Here is a 14,481-nt window from a genome sequence, read left to right on the forward strand (position 1 = left end):
CTGGGCGACATTGGCCGCCCGGGACCAAATCCTGCGCAGAAGTGGCCTTCGGGGACTGCGGCAGCATTTTTGTACCAATCCTAGCCGACCTCGAGGGTGGGGACGGGCACGCCCAGCCTCCTCCTGTGGTCGGCGAGCGTCTCGTAGAAGCTCCGGCCGCCCTCCCGGAACAGCCTGGGCCTGCCGCGCACGTACCACCCGACGTAGGCCAGCAGCTCCGCCTCGAACGCCCCCGGCGACACCCCGGCCCACTCCCGGCCGTAGAAGAACTCCTGCTTGAGGGTGCCGAAGAAGCCCTCGGCCCTGGCGTTGTCCGGGCAGGTCCCCTTGCGCGACATGGACCTGGTCGCGCCGGCGCGCTCGCACTGGGCCCTCCACCTCCCGCCCCTGTAGCAGGCGCCGCCGTCGGTGTGCACCACGGGCGCCGAGCCCGCCGGCAGGCAGGACAGCGCCATGTCAAGCGACGAGGAGCACAGCTCCTGGTCCGGGCGCAGCGAGACCGCGACGCCGACCGGGCAGCCGTCCCAGCAGTCGATGACGGGGCTCAGGTAGGCCCTGAAGCCGTTGAGGGAGAACTCGGTCACGTCGGTGACCAGCAGCTCGCCGGGGGCGGAGGCCGAGAAGTCGTGGGCGAGCCTGAAGGGCTCGCCGGCCTCCCTGCGCGCCAGCGCCCGCTCCCTGGGCACGTTGGCCGGCCTGGCGCCGCCGACCTCGCCGGCGTAGGAGCTGTGGCGCGCGGGGCGCCGGCCGCGCCGGGCCCGCATCCCGCCCTCGCGCATGGCGGCCCGCACCCTGCGCTCCGGGGCGGCCGCGGGCGGCTCCCCGTCGGCGCCCGAGCGTATGCACGCGCAGACCTTGCGGTAGCCGCAGCGGCCGCCCAGGAACGCGAACGCCCTGGCCACGCGCCCGGCCAGCCCGTCAGCCGGCGCCGCCCGCGCCCTCGCCAGAGCGCGCCTCGCGTACTCGTAGGAGCTCTTCGATATCCCCAAGCAGGTCAGCACGCGGGCGAGGGGGAACCCGTAGTCCCCGCGCAACCTCTCGCCCAACTCGGCCTTCCGCCTGTTCGAGAGTCTCGCCGGGTCTCCTGCTTTTGGGTCGCTGAGCATCTCCCTGAGCACCGCGACCTCGACCCTCAGCCTCTCGAGCTCGTCCCCCTCGCCGCCCGTCGCCTTCTCCACGTCGACCGCCTCCGCCCCCATCGTAGCGCCCCCGGCGCGCAGGCGCTCCTTCCGGGCCCACTCGGAGACGACCCCGCCGTCCCTCAGGCCGAGCATCCTGGCTATCTGGCGCGTCGGCTTGCCGAGGCCCAGGAGCCTGAGCGCCTCCCCGCGCGTCTCCTCCGGGTAGCGCGCGTGCCTGCGGTGCCCGCAGGCGTGCGGCGGCCTGCGGGCCCTGACCTCGAGCCTGCCCTCGAGCGCGTCGCGCTGCCACTGGGCCAGCGAGCGGCGCGAGGGGAGCCCCCACAGCCTCTCGGCCTCGGTGGGGGTCAGCCCCTCCTCCCACATCCTCTCGACGTAGTGGGCCCTGTCCTCGTCGCTGTACACCGCGGCCTCCCTCCGGACCGGCGGACCGGTCCAAGTTCTTGCCGCAGTCCCTTCGTGCGAGCGTTCCGAAGGTGCCTGCGCAGAAGTGACCTTCGTGTGAGTGCCTCTGGAAGGCTCCCGCCGGAGACCAGGCAGTTTTATGCAGGGCGCACACCGCAATCCTGCGGATTCACGGCCAAAGTATTCACTAGATTTTTGATATCGCTGCCAAACCACGAAAACCCACTCGCACGAAGCGGACTTCTGCACAACGACCAGCAAATCACTCACACCAAGGTCAGTTCCGCACAACCGCAACCTCAAATTTGAGGCTTTCTGAAGTCTGAGACACGTAGATTCCGCCGACATGGCAACGCCCCGGCGGGACCACTTCATAAGCAAGTTCTTTGCGAAGCGTAACTTGCGTTGAAGTGGTCCCGCCGGGGCGAACCAGGTTGCGAAGCCTATCTACACGTTGAAGCGGAAGTGCATGATGTCGCCGTCCTGGACGACGTACTCCTTGCCCTCCATGCGCAGCTTGCCGGCGTTCTTGCAACCAGCCTCGCCGCCCAGCTCGACGTAGTCCTCATAGCTTGCGACCTCGGCCTTGATGAAACCACGCTCGAAGTCGGAGTGGATGACGCCGGCCGCCTCGGGGGCCTTGGCGCCAATGCGGACGGTCCAGGCCTTGACCTCCATCTCACCCGCGGTGAAGTAGCTCTGCAGGCCAAGCAGGCGATAGGCGGCCTGAGCAAGCGTCTCAAGTCCGCTCTTCTCCAGGCCCAGGTCAGACAGGTACTCGGCGGCCTCATCAGCGTCGAGCTCGGAGAGCTCGGCCTCCACCTTGGCGCAGATGGGAATGGGCTTCACGCCGTCGATGGGGGCAAGCTCGTCGCCAAGCATGTCCTCGTCGACGTTGGCCACATAGAGGATGGGCTTCATCGTGAGCAGGAAGAGCCCCTTGGCCGCCAGGCGCTCGTCATCGGACATCTCCATGGTGGCAGCGCGCTTGCCGTCGTTCAGCCAGTCGACAAGGCGCTTGGCAACGCCTAGCTTGACCTGCAGCTCCTTGTCGCGCTTGGCATCCTTCTCAAGCTTGGGAAGCTGCTTCTCGAGCGTGCCCAGGTCGGCCAGGATGAGCTCGGTCATGATGGTGTCGGCGTCGCCAGCGGGGTCAACGAAGTCGCCCGTGCGACCGACCTCGCGCATGACGTTGGGGTCCTTGAAGTAGCGCACGACCTCGCAGATGGCGTCAGTCTCGCGGATGTTGGCCAGGAACTGGTTGCCCAGACCCTCGCCCTCGTTGGCACCCTTGACCAGGCCAGCGATGTCGACAAACTCAACCGTTGCAGGCACGATGCGGCCGGGGTTCACGATGTCGGCAAGCTTCTGCAGGCGCTCGTCCGGCACGTCCACGATGCCCACGTTGGGATCGATGGTCGCAAACGGGTAGTTGGCCGCAAGGCCGCCCTTCTTGGTCAGGGCCGTGAACAGGGTCGACTTGCCAACGTTGGGCAGGCCAACGATGCCGATGGAAAGAGACACGATCTTCTCCTCTACTTGTCAGTCTGGTCAGTGGCGGCCTCGATGGCGTCCGCCACGCGACCGAGCTGCTTCTTGCCTTGCTCGATGTACTTCTGCGCCTCCGCCTTGGCCTTGGCCTTCTGGGCGCGGATCCTCTCGGTGACCTCGTCCGGGACGATAAGCTCCTCGGTATCCATGCGCTCCATGGTGAGGGCACCCTCCTCGCAGACCTTGGCGCACGCGCCGCAGCTCACGCAGAAGGCGTTCTGGATGGTGACCATGCCGTTGGTGTCCAGGTCAAGGGCTCGCGTGGTGCAGACGCGGGCGCACTCGCCACAGGCCGTGCAGCGAGCGGAATCAAACACGGGAGCCTGCAGGTCAACGTACTTGGCCAGGCCGGGATCGTGCTGCAGCGCGCCCATGACCAGCTTGCGGCTCTGCGTGAGCATGCGCTGGCGGTTGTTGGAGGTCTTGGCGCCGACGGCGGCCTCCAGCTGGCGCTGCATCTCGTCGATGCGCTTGGTGTGGTCGGAGATCTTCTTTGCAACCGCCTGGGCACCAGCGAGGGCCGGCGTGGTACGGCTGACCAGGCGCTCCGCGGAGTGGATGGCGCTGGAGACAAACTGGCTGCGCTTGTAGTCTCGCGTGAGCTCGTGCGTCATCTGGCGCTGATCAACCTCAAGGCCCACGGACGCCTTGGCCCACTCCTCGGCGGTACCGATGGCGTCCACGTACGTGGCCTCGCCCGTAGTGGTCTTGCAGCGGTCGCAGATGCCCACGGGCAGGTAGACGCTGATGTTGTCGTAGTCGGTGAGCAGCGAGAACCACAGGTCGCGGGAGAGGTCTCCCACGCAAGCGAGAACCACCTCGTTGCCCTTGGGGATGCGCTTGAGGGCGCGGGTGCAGGTGACGTAGCACTGCTCGTAGGCGCTGGCCACGCGGGCGATCTGGTCGTAGACCTGGCGCGGCATGTGCCTACGCGTGGAAAGGGTCTCCGTCGGGCAGACGGCCGAGCACAGGCCGCACTTGCGGCAGTCGTCGCCAATCAGGACGGACTGCTTGTGCACCGTGATTGCCGCGGTGGGGCAGACGTCGACGCAGCGGGTACAGACCTCGGTGTTGTTGGAGGCGGTGCACAGGCAGCGGTTGGAGTTGGCGAAGGGCTTCTCCTTGTAGTCAGCAGGGTTGAAGACCTTACGCTGCTCGGGGTCAAGGGACTCGACCATGCCCTCGAAGGGGTTGGAAAGCGCCTGCCAGTCGCTCTGTATGTCAATGAGATCGTCGAGAAGATCGCGCTTCTGGGCCACGGGCATTCCCTCTCTCTAAGCCAGTAGTCAGAACCTCTATTGTACGACCGCGTGGGTGGGGCGGGCCGTTTGTTTGTGCTCGGAGTTACGCTTCGCAAAGAACTCCCAGCACAAACAAACGGCCCGCCCACGCGGCCGGAGCAATTTACCACCCAAAAATCCTAGGCACCCATAGCGACCTTCCAAGGTTGACGTAGCAGAGGGGCGGCCCGGGTTTCTTAAGCAAGTTCTTTGCGCCGCAGGCGCGTAACTTGCGTAGAAACCCGGGCCGCCCCGGTCATTCAGCTATGCCAGCCTTGGGCCTAGTACATTCCGCCACCCTGGCCGCCCTGAGCAGCAGCAGCGGCGATGGCGTCCTCGATGTTGGTGTTCTTGGGCTCATCGGAGACAGTGGCCTCGGTGATGAGGATGAGGCCGGCGATGGAGGCGGCGTTCTGGAGCGTGACGCGGGCGACCTTCACCGGGTCGAGCACGCCCATCTCAATCATGTCGCCATAGGTGCCAGTGGCAGAGTCGAGGCCCTGGCCAGCGGGCATGGCCTTGATCTTCTCGGCCACGACGGAGCCCTCGAAGCCGGCGTTGTCGGCGATCTTCTTCACAGGGGCGGCAAGGGCCTTGCGGATGATCTCCACGCCGATCTTCTCGTCAGCGTCGACGGCCTCGACGCCGTCAAGGGCAGAGGAGGCAGCCAGGAACGCCACGCCGCCGCCGGCGACGATGCCCTCCTCGACGGCCGCGCGGGTGGCCTGCAGGGCGTCCTCGATGCGGTGCTTGATCTCCTTGAGCTCGGACTCGGTGGCAGCACCGGCCTTGATGACGGCCACGCCGCCGGAGAGCTTGGCAAGGCGCTCCTGGAGCTTCTCGCGGTCGAAGTCGGAGGTGGTGTTCTCGATCTCGTTCTTAATCTGATTGACGCGCTCGTCGATGGCGTCCCTGGAGCCGGCGCCGCCCACGATGGTGGTGTTGTCCTTGGTGATCTTGACGGACTTGGCGCGACCGAGCATCTCGGCGGTGACGTCGGTGAGGTTGACACCGAGCTCCTTCATGGCAACCTGGCCGCCGGTCAGGATGGCGATGTCCTCGAGCATGCGCTTGCGGCGGTCACCGTAGCCGGGGGCCTTGACGGCGCAGACGTTGAGGGCGCCGCGAAGCTTGTTGAGGATGAGGGAGGCCAGGGCCTCGCCGTCCACGTCCTCGGCGATGATGAGCAGCGGGCTGCCCTGCTTGGCAACGGCCTCGAGGATGGGGAGCACGTCCTGGATGTTGGAGACCTTCTGGTCGGTCATCAGGATGTAGGGGTCAGACAGCTCGGCCGTCATGGTGTCGTTGTTGGTGGAGAAGTACGGGGAGATGTAGCCCTTGTCAAACTGCATGCCCTCGACGGTGTCGATGTCAATGCCGAAGGTCTGGGACTCCTCGACGGTGATGACGCCGTCCTTGCCCACGACCTCCATGGCGTCGGAGATCTTCTTGCCGATCTCGGGGTCGGAGGCGGAGATGGTGCCGACGGAGGCAATCTGCTCCTTGGTGGAGACCTGCTGAGCGGACTTCTTCATCTCGGCCACGACGGCGTCGACGGCCTTGTCGATGCCGCGACGGATGGCGATGGGGTTGGCGCCAGCGGCGACGTTGCGCAGGCCCTCGTTGACGATGACCTGGGCCAGCAGCGTGGCGGTGGTGGTGCCGTCACCCACGGTGTCGTTGGTCTTGGTGGCGACCTCCTTCACCAGCTGGGCACCCATGTTCTCCACGGGGTCCTTGAGCTCGATCTCCTTGGCGACGGAGACGCCGTCGTTGGTGATGGTGGGGGCGCCGTAGGAGCGCTGAAGGGCCACGTAGCGGCCCTTGGGGCCCATGGTGGTGGTGACGGCGTCAGCCAGGGTGTTGACGCCCTTGGCGAGCTTGGCGCGAGCGTCGGTGCCGAAGTAAATGTCCTTAGCCATTGTGAATCCCTTTCAGGTGTGCCCCGCCGCGGGCGGGGCGTCTTTGGTCAGCTGGTGCTAGTCCTCGATGATGGCGTAGATGTCATCGGCACGGAGGAGCAGGAAGTCCTCGCCGTCGACCTTGACCTCGTTGCCGCCGAACTTGCCGTAGTAGACCTCGTCGCCCACGTGCACGTCCATGGCAACGCGCTCGCCCTTCTCGTTGAGCTTGCCGGCGCCGACGGCGATGACCTCGCCGCGCTGGGGCTTCTCCTGCGCGCCGCTGGAGATGTAGAGGCCAGAAGAGGTCTTCTCCTCCTTGGGGGCGGGCTTGACGAGAACGCGATCGCCGAGAGGCTTGAGAGTCATGATTTCCTCCTTCTTGGGTGCGCCCCCACCGGGGCGCTCTGTCCAACGGTCTGAATAATACCCAGACGGCCGGACTTATACCACTGCGATAGAAAAAATCTCACAGGTGGCACTTAGGTTTTGTGAGGCGCAGGTGCTGAGGGGCTGGTGAGAAGCGCTTCTCGACAGTGTCGCGATGGCTCCCAGCACGATTTGGGTTCCAGGATTTGGGGCTGGAGGCATCAGCTGGCGACAAAAGCCCAGTTGGCAGCGATTTCCCATCGCGCCGCCACCGGAGCACGAACCCAAATCGGAAACGGATTTGGGTTCGACCTTTGGAGCGGCCGGTCGCCAGCTCAGCAAAAGGCCAGGTCATGAAAGGTCGTGACCTGGCCTCGTCGAGAAGCGCGAACCCAAAACGTGTTTTGGCCCGAATGCGGCCCCCCGCAGGGGCCAGAAAACCCCTAGAGCTGGTCCAGCTCGGCCTGCCAGACGGTGGCGCAGGCGTCGGAGGGCATGCGCAGGTCCCCGCGCGGGCTCACCGCGGCAGAGCCCACCTTGGGGCCGTCGGGTAGGCAGCTGCGCTTGAACTGCTGGGCGAAGAAGCGCCGGTAGAACACCTTGAGCCAGGAGAGGATGGTCGTCTCGTCATACGTCTTGCCAAGGGCGCGGCAGGCCAGGCGGAAGACCTTGCGGGGAGAGGCGCCGTGGCGCAGGACCTCGTAGAGGAAGAAGTCGTGCAGCTCGTAGGGGCCGACGAGGTCCTCGGTCCTCTGGGAGATCTTACCGTCGCCGGTCGCGGGCAGAAGCTCCGGCGAGACGGGCGTGTCCAGCACGTCCAGCAGGACCTCGGTCTCCTCGGGGTTGTCGCAGGTGTCGGCCACGTAGCGCACCAGGTGGCGCACGAGGGTCTTGGGCACGGAGGCGTTGACGGCGTACATGCTCATGTGGTCGCCGTTGTAGGTGGCCCAGCCCAGCGCCAGCTCGGAGAGGTCGCCGGTGCCGATGACCATGCCGCCCTCCTGGTTGGCCACGTCCATGAGGATCTGCGTGCGCTCGCGCGCCTGGCAGTTCTCGTAGGTGACGTCGTGGACGGACTCGTCGTGCCCGATGTCGCTGAAGTGCTGGCGCACGGCGTCTCCGATGTTGACCTCGCGCAGATCGACGCCCAGGGCGTCGGAGAGCTTGGTGGCGTTGTCGTGCGTGCGGTCGGTGGTGCCAAAGCCCGGCATGGTCACGGCGATGATGCCGGTGCGGTCCAGGTCGAGCAGGTCAAAGGCGCGTACGGTCACCAGCAGCGCCAGCGTGGAGTCAAGGCCGCCGGAGATGCCGATGACGGCGTGGCTGGAGTGGGTGTGCGCCAGGCGCTTGGCCAGGCCGTGGGCCTGGATGTTGAAGACGTCCTCGCAGCGCTCCGCGCGGCGGGCCGGGTCTGCCGGCACAAACGGGTGCGCGTCTACGTAGCGCGTAAGGCGCGTCTCGCACTCGCCAAGCGAGAAGTGCGTGACGTGGTAGCCACGCTGGACGCCACTTGCGGCAACATCAAACGTTGACATGCGGCGGCGCTCGGCGGCCAGCTGGCGCACGTCCACCTCAGAGACGGCCAGTCCGTCGCCAAAGGGCTTGCCCTCCGCGAGCAGGCGGCCGTTCTCGCAGACGAGGTCGTGACCGGAGAAGACCACGTCCTGCGTGGACTCGCCCGTGCCGGCGCTGGCGTAGACGTAGCCGCACAGCAGTCGTGCGCTCTGGCCGCGCACCAGGTCACGACGGTAGTCGGCCTTGCCGACCAGGGCGTTTGAGGCAGAGAGGTTGCAGACGAGGGTGGCGCCGGCCATGGCGTGGGCGACGGAAGGCGGGTTGGGAACCCAGAGGTCCTCGCAGAGCTCGGCGGCCACCACGAGCTCGGGCAGCTCGTCGCAGGCAAAGAGCTGGCTCGTGCCAAAGGGCACGTCAAGCTGGCCGGCCACGTCAATGGCGACGACGTCTGTGGTGCCCGGCACAAAGTGACGGCCCTCATAGAACTCGTTGTAGGTGGGCAGGTGCCGCTTGGGCACGATGCCCAGGATGGTGCCACCGCAGACCACGGCGCAGCAGTTGTAGAGCTTGGCGTTCACGCGGACGGGCAGGCCCACCAAAAGAAGCGCGTTGAGGTCCGCGGTGCGACGGGCAAAGTCCGCCAGACCCTTGTCCGCGGCGGAAAGAAGCGCGTCCTGCCAGAAGAGGTCCTCGCAGGTGTAGGCGGTGAGGCAGAGCTCGGGCAGCGTCACCACCATGGCGCCGTGCACCGTGCAGGCCGTCTGCGCCGCCCGAACGCACGCGTCCACGTTGAAGGCAACGTCAGCCACCCTGACCTCGGGCGTCACGGCCGCGACCTTCACAAACCCGTCCTGCATGCTTCCTCCTCGGTAGTGGCGCCCGAAAAAGTTGACAAAGGGACAGTCCCTTTGTCAACTTTGCGATGCCTTGGCAATGGTGCCTCGGCCGATGCCGGTCAGTCGTTCGATTTGCCTGACAGACAAGCCGGCCTCCTTCAAGTCAAAGAGTAGCGCATTGCGGCGCTCTCGCCCCAGCGCCTTGAGGTCAATTGGGTCAAGTCCGCCCAGAACGGCACGCGCGATCTCTTGGGCCTCGGCATCCGACACACGCGTTCGCTGAGAAAAGCGATAGCTGCCGTCCTGCGCGCCCGCGCTGAAGGCGACAAACCCCTCTCGCCCACCGCACATGTCCAGCAAAAGGGACGTCTTGGCCACCTCGGGGCGCCCGACGTACTCGCGGTAGCTGCTCCACCGGTACTCCCAGGCAGCGCAGATGCCCGCCCTTGCGGGATTGTTGTGGATGTAGCGGGCCGCCTGGAGCAGGTAGGCATCGTCCTCGACTGGCTGGCTTTTAAAGCGCTGCTGGAAGACGTGGCCGATGTGTCCGCCCGTCGAGTTGAACCTCTGGGCATAGGATGTCATCAAAGACTGCATCATTTGGCTAAGGTTGCCATCGGGGTCCTCCACAAGGAGGTGCACGTGGTTGGTCATGAGGCAGAAGGCTATGACAGCAACGCCGTGCTTCTCGCATGCCTGGGACAGAAAGCCAAGAAACGCCTGGTAGTCGGCTGGCCCCTCGAACAGGTTCTGCCCGCCGCTCCCCTTTGCCACCACATGGTAGAAACCGGACTCGGCCTTGACGCGCGCACTTCTCGGCATAGCAACGCCCCCTCACCCTAGACTGAACTGCCTCCCATTTCTTGGACACGAGAAATGGGAGGCTTTTTATGCGTGTCGACTTGAGGGTGAAGCACGACATCGAGGCCAGGAAGGCGGCGATCGGGCTCTTCGAGCGAGGCAACGGCTACAAGTCTGCGGCGAAGGCGCTGTCGGTCCCGCGCGGAACCGTGAGACAATGGCTCTGCGTATACCGGTCGTTCGGAAGCGGGGTGCTGCTATCCATGGACGGCAAGCAGGCCAGGTACACATACGAGCAGAAGGTCGCCGCAGCCTCCGCCGTGGTCGACGGCGGCATGACGAAGGCCGAGGCGATGGCGGCGTTCGGCATAATGTCGATGTCGCCGCTCAAGAAGTGGTGCGCGCTATACCGCCGGGGCGGCGCGGAGGCCCTGCGCCCGAGGCCCAAGGGCCGGCCGAGCGGTTCCAAGGCGAGGCCGCGGACCCGCGAGGAGGAGCTCGAGGAGCGCTGCCGAAGGCTCGAGACCGAGGTGGCCTACCTAAAAAAATTGCGTGCCCTGGTCGAGAGGGACGGGCTCTGACCAGGGCGAAGGTCGAGGCCGTGAGGGTCCTGCGCGAAGAGGGGCACGGGCTGGGGCGCCTGCTGGAGTGCGCCGGCATGGCCCGGTCCAGCTACTACTACGCGCTGTCGCACCCGAAGGCTCCCACCAGGCCCGAGCTCTGGGAGGCCGCCGCCGAGATATTCTCGCGCACCGCCAACGGGTGCGGCCACAGGCAGATCGCCATGTGCCTGCGCGCCGAGCAGGGCGTGCGCATAGCCTACAAGACGACGCTGAAGATGATGCGCGAGATGGGCATCAGCTGCGGGATCCGCCGCGAGACCGACTACCACAGGTACAACTCGTACAGGGGCAAGGTCGGAAAGACCTTCGAGAACGTCATCGGCAGGGACTTCGCCGCCGACGGGCCGTGGGAAAAGATGGGCACCGACGTCACCGAGTTCAAGCAGCCCTGGGGCAAGGCCTACTTCGCGCCGGTCTACGACTTCGGCAGCAAGGAGATCGTCGCCTGGTCCACGTCGCTGCACCCCAACATGGCTCAGCAGCACGAGCTGCTCGACCAGCTCGTGTCCAAGAAGCCCAAGGGCTCCAGGCCGATCCTGCACTCGGACATGGGCTGGCAGTACCAGCAGGCCGGTTGGTGCAGGCGGTTGGAGGAGGCCGGCGTGGTGCAGAGCATGTCCCGGAAGGGCAACTGCATCGACAACGGCGCGACGGAGCAGGTGTTCGGCCACATCAAGGACGAGTTCTTCCGTGGAAGGACGTGGCCGGACTTCGAGTCCTTCAAGGCGGACCTCGACGACTTCGTGGTCCATTGGAACACGAGGAGGCGCCAGGTTAAACTGAAGGGACTGACCCCGGAGGAGTTCCGGAGACAGTCCCTTGCGGCGTAGTTCTTATTTAAGCCGTCCAAGTTTTGGGGTGCAGTTCAGACATCGGTGAGGGGGCTTATACCCAAAAGCACGCTCCGCAAAAAGTTGACAAAGGGACTGTCCCTTTGTCAACTCACGGCCTCGTAAGACGAGGGGACTGTCCCCTTGTCTTACTCGAGGTAGCGGGAGAGGAACTCGCGGGTGCGGGGCAGCTCGGGGTTGGTGAAGAGCTTATCGGGCGAGCCTTTCTCGGCGATGACGCCCTGGTCCATGAAGACGACCTCGTCGGAGACGTTGCGCGCGAAGGCCATCTCGTGGGTGACGACGACCATGGTCATGCCGTCGGCGGCGAGGTCGCGCATGACGTTCAGGACCTCGCCCGAGATCTCGGGGTCGAGCGCGGAGGTCGGCTCGTCGAACAGCATGAGGTCGGGCTGCATGCACAGCGAGCGCGCGATGGCGACACGCTGTTTCTGGCCGCCCGACAGGCGCGTGACGTTGGCATGGGCGAAGTCGGCCAGGCCCACGGCGTCGAGGTGGCGCAGCGCGACCTTCTCGGCCTCGGCCTTGGTCATCTTTTTGAGCGTGACGGGCGCGAGGGTGCAGTTGTCGAGCACATCCATGTTGTTGAAAAGGTTGAAGCCCTGGAACACCATGCCGATCTTCTCGCGCAGGCGGTTGACGTCCACGTGGTCGGCAGCGAGGTCCTTGCCGCGGAACCACACGTGGCCCGCGTCGGGGGTCTCGAGCAGGTTGAGGCAGCGCAGCAGCGTGGACTTGCCAGAGCCGGAGGCGCCGATGATGGTCACGACCTGGCCGGGGTTGACGGAGAGGTCGATGTCGCGCAGGACGACGTGGTCGCCGAAGGACTTGCGCAGCCCCTCGACGCAGATGACCGGCTCACCGGCGGCATCGGCCATATACGGCCGGTCCGACACGGCGGCGGCGATCTTCACGTACTTCTCGTTAGCCATGCTATGCCTCCGCCTTCTTTGCGGTCATCTTCGCGTCGGACGTGCTGCCCAAGGTCGTCGCCGCCACGTTCATGCGCTTGGCAAAGAGCCCAAGCAGCCACGAGGCAACGGCCGTCATGATCAGGTAGAACACCGCGGCGACGAGATAGGCGTTGAGCTGCTTGTAGTAGATGCCCGCGACGGTGCTCGCGGCGAACGCGAGGTCGAACACGCCGATGACGGAGAGGACCGACGAGTCCTTGATGTTGATGACGAGCTCGTTAGACAGACCGGGGATCGCGTACTTTATGCCCTGGGGGAAGACGACCTTGAGCATAGCCTGCCACTGGGACATGCCAAGAGAGCGTGCGGCCTCCATCTGGCCGGGGTCGACAGACTCGATGCCGCCACGCAGGACCTCCATCATGTAGGCGGTGGAGTTGAGCGACACGACCACGAGGCCGGCGATAAAGCGCGACCAGATGGCGTTGACCTCGGTGATGCTCATGCCGAAGCTGCTGACGACGCCAAAGCCCAGGTAATAGACGATGACGCCCTGGACAAGCATCGGCGTGCCGCGGACGACGGTGGAGTAGAACTTCGCGAAGCCGACGCCGACCTTCTTTGCGAAGCGCACGGCGTCGTTGTCGGAGCGGTCGATCTCCATGATGCGGACGGCAACGAGCAGGATGGCGAGGAAGAAGGCGATCACGGTGCCGAACACGGCCAGCTCGATGGTGGTAGCGATGCCCGTGAGGTAGGTCTGCTTGCCCTGCTGGAACATATAGAGCACCTGCGTGAGCATGTCGTCGGGCATGGTGGAGGAGGCGGAGGCGGCCGACCAGGCCGATGCGAAGCCCATGACGGCTCGGTCGACGAAGAGCACGGCCGTCATGACGCACACGAGGTAGGAGCCAAAGCGAAGCGCGCGGGCGGCGCCGGGCTTGGTGAAGGGCGACGTCTGGGCGTAGGTGTTCCAGTGGGTGAGCTTAAAGAGAAGCCCGGCCGCGGCCACGACGAGCCAGCCCGCGAGCAGGTAGTACATGACCAGCTCGACGACGAAGGCATTGGCCAGGAAGCTCATAGCGGGACGCGCCTGCGACGAAAGGCACATGCCGGCGAAGGCGATCGCCGAGGTGCCCAGCAGCACGTAGCGGTGGTCACGCGCGGCAAACGACGCGATGCGCGAGGGAACGGATTCCATAGATTTCCTTTGTTCTTATTGCCGAAGGGGCAGGGACCTGGTCCCTGCCCCGAAAAACAACGTTGTAAAGAGAAGGACTTAGGCCGGCTGACGGTCCATGCAGTCCTGCCAGATGTTCAGGCGGTCCTCCTGCGAGATGCCGCCGATAATCTCGTTGAGCTTGGCGAGGACGTCGTCTTGGCCCTTGGCGATGGCGGCGTTGTCGGGGTTGCTCGGGTCGGAGAAGCCCGCGCCGTCCTCGAGCTCGACCTTCATGAGGTCGGAGTAGCTCTTCAGGAGCTTGGGCAGCGACATGGACGAGAAGGTGATGGCATCGCAGGTGCCGTTCTCGATGCCGTCGACGACGAGCGGGACGGTCGCGACCGGGGTGAGGTGGTTGACATCGGGAATCTCGTCGATGAGCTCGTCGTAGAAGGTGTCCTTCTGGCCGAGGACCGTGGCTCCGGAGAAGTCGGAGAGCTTTGTGGCGGAGGCGTACTTGGAGTCCTTCTTGACGACCATGATGACCTCGTCGTCAATGTAGGAGTCGGTGAAGTCGGCAGACTGGGCGCGCTCGGGCGTGACGGACATGCCGGCGCAGACGATGTCGATGGTCCCGTTGTTGAGCGAGTCAACGAGGGCACTGAACTCCATCTTTACCGCGACGGGCTCCATGCCGAGGGCCTCGGCGATCTTCTTTGCGATCTGGACGTCGTAGCCGTCGGCATAGGCGCCCGTGACGTTCTCGATGGGGATGGTGGTGTCGGACTCCTTCGACTCCTGCCAGTTATACGGGGCGTAGGCGGCCTCCATGCCAATGCGCAGGGTCTTGCCGTCGCCGAGCTGGCCGGCGGCCTTGGAGTCGTCGGCGCCGTCGGTCTTGGCGCCCGAGTTGGAGTCTTGGGCGGCGGGTCCGCAGCCGGTAAGGAACGTGGCACCCGCGACGGTCAGCGTCGTGAGGCCGGAGAGCTTTAAGAACGTGCGGCGAGAAAGGTCAGTCATTTTGGTTCCTTCCGGTTTGGTTTAAGACCCCTTCCGTGCCACGCAACCGGAGGGGACCCATTCCCCTCCCCCTTGCAACCTAATGCGAGAAAGTTACGCGCACGTGCGAGAGCA

Annotated in this window: 12 protein-coding genes; 2 read left to right on the top strand and 10 right to left on the bottom strand. The window is 65.3% G+C overall.

What is annotated here, in order from left to right:
- Positions 1-80: 80 nt before the first annotated feature.
- The 7 genes from DXV50_RS06980 to DXV50_RS07010 all read right to left on the bottom strand — a co-directional run bounded on the left by DXV50_RS06980 (position 81) and on the right by DXV50_RS07010 (position 9,818).
- Positions 81-1,544, bottom strand: a complete 1,464-nt coding sequence (locus DXV50_RS06980; protein WP_157966987.1) for an IS3 family transposase — start codon at positions 1,542-1,544, stop codon at positions 81-83.
- Between the two features lie 447 nt (positions 1,545-1,991).
- Positions 1,992-3,068 (bottom strand): redox-regulated ATPase YchF, encoded by a 1,077-nt coding sequence (ychF, locus tag DXV50_RS06985; RefSeq protein WP_117205520.1) that lies wholly within the window; start codon positions 3,066-3,068, stop codon positions 1,992-1,994.
- Between the two features lie 11 nt (positions 3,069-3,079).
- Entirely contained in the window at positions 3,080-4,354 is a 1,275-nt protein-coding gene (locus tag DXV50_RS06990) for an ATP-binding protein (protein WP_117206015.1), read from the bottom strand.
- Positions 4,355-4,656: 302 nt separating this feature from the next.
- On the bottom strand, positions 4,657-6,297 hold the full coding sequence (gene groL / locus DXV50_RS06995; RefSeq protein WP_117205521.1) for a chaperonin GroEL: 1,641 nt from the start codon (positions 6,295-6,297) through the stop codon (positions 4,657-4,659).
- 57 nt (positions 6,298-6,354) lie between these two features.
- Complete coding sequence (gene groES / locus DXV50_RS07000; RefSeq protein ID WP_117205522.1) at positions 6,355-6,645, bottom strand: co-chaperone GroES; 291 nt, start codon at positions 6,643-6,645, stop codon at positions 6,355-6,357.
- 443 nt (positions 6,646-7,088) lie between these two features.
- The gene (locus DXV50_RS07005; RefSeq protein WP_117205523.1) at positions 7,089-9,017 is read right to left on the bottom strand and encodes an NAD(+) synthase; all 1,929 of its coding nucleotides are present in this window, start codon (positions 9,015-9,017) and stop codon (positions 7,089-7,091) included.
- Between the two features lie 54 nt (positions 9,018-9,071).
- On the bottom strand, positions 9,072-9,818 hold the full coding sequence (locus DXV50_RS07010; RefSeq protein WP_117205524.1) for a transposase: 747 nt from the start codon (positions 9,816-9,818) through the stop codon (positions 9,072-9,074).
- A 68-nt stretch (positions 9,819-9,886) separates the two neighbouring features.
- On the opposite strand from DXV50_RS07010, the gene DXV50_RS07015 reads away from it, so the two are divergent.
- On the top strand, positions 9,887-10,378 hold the full coding sequence (locus tag DXV50_RS07015) for a helix-turn-helix domain-containing protein (RefSeq protein WP_117204406.1): 492 nt from the start codon (positions 9,887-9,889) through the stop codon (positions 10,376-10,378).
- Positions 10,379-10,398: 20 nt separating this feature from the next.
- Positions 10,399-11,250, top strand: coding sequence for an IS3 family transposase (locus tag DXV50_RS07020; RefSeq protein WP_198666371.1), 852 nt, complete (start codon positions 10,399-10,401; stop codon positions 11,248-11,250).
- Positions 11,251-11,399: 149 nt separating this feature from the next.
- Here the strand turns inward: DXV50_RS07020 and DXV50_RS07025 are convergent, their stop codons facing one another.
- The 3 genes from DXV50_RS07025 to DXV50_RS07035 all read right to left on the bottom strand — a co-directional run bounded on the left by DXV50_RS07025 (position 11,400) and on the right by DXV50_RS07035 (position 14,367).
- Positions 11,400-12,149 (bottom strand): amino acid ABC transporter ATP-binding protein, encoded by a 750-nt coding sequence (locus DXV50_RS07025; RefSeq protein ID WP_117206016.1) that lies wholly within the window; start codon positions 12,147-12,149, stop codon positions 11,400-11,402.
- A gap of 55 nt (positions 12,150-12,204) precedes the next feature.
- A complete protein-coding gene (locus DXV50_RS07030) occupies positions 12,205-13,386 on the bottom strand; it encodes an amino acid ABC transporter permease (RefSeq protein WP_198666436.1) in 1,182 nt (393 codons plus the stop codon).
- 78 nt (positions 13,387-13,464) lie between these two features.
- Positions 13,465-14,367, bottom strand: a complete 903-nt coding sequence (locus tag DXV50_RS07035; RefSeq protein WP_117205525.1) for a transporter substrate-binding domain-containing protein — start codon at positions 14,365-14,367, stop codon at positions 13,465-13,467.
- Positions 14,368-14,481: the final 114 nt, after the last annotated feature.

Origin of the sequence: Paratractidigestivibacter faecalis, assembly GCF_003416765.1 — a bacterium.
Classification (GTDB): Bacteria; Actinomycetota; Coriobacteriia; order Coriobacteriales; family Atopobiaceae; genus Paratractidigestivibacter; species Paratractidigestivibacter faecalis.

What these genes read in the sequence shown, in the direction of transcription:
- groL (WP_117205521.1), bottom strand. Translation starts at nt 6,297, where the DNA reads ATGGCTAAGGACATTTACTTCGGCACCGACGCTCGCGCCAAGCTCGCC.
- groES (WP_117205522.1), bottom strand. Translation starts at nt 6,645, where the DNA reads ATGACTCTCAAGCCTCTCGGCGATCGCGTTCTCGTCAAGCCCGCCCCC.
- DXV50_RS07005 (WP_117205523.1), bottom strand. Translation starts at nt 9,017, where the DNA reads ATGCAGGACGGGTTTGTGAAGGTCGCGGCCGTGACGCCCGAGGTCAGG.
- DXV50_RS07010 (WP_117205524.1), bottom strand. Translation starts at nt 9,818, where the DNA reads ATGCCGAGAAGTGCGCGCGTCAAGGCCGAGTCCGGTTTCTACCATGTG.
- DXV50_RS07015 (WP_117204406.1), top strand. Translation starts at nt 9,887, where the DNA reads ATGCGTGTCGACTTGAGGGTGAAGCACGACATCGAGGCCAGGAAGGCG.
- DXV50_RS07025 (WP_117206016.1), bottom strand. Translation starts at nt 12,149, where the DNA reads ATGGCCGATGCCGCCGGTGAGCCGGTCATCTGCGTCGAGGGGCTGCGC.
- DXV50_RS07030 (WP_198666436.1), bottom strand. Translation starts at nt 13,386, where the DNA reads ATGGAATCCGTTCCCTCGCGCATCGCGTCGTTTGCCGCGCGTGACCAC.
- DXV50_RS07035 (WP_117205525.1), bottom strand. Translation starts at nt 14,367, where the DNA reads ATGACTGACCTTTCTCGCCGCACGTTCTTAAAGCTCTCCGGCCTCACG.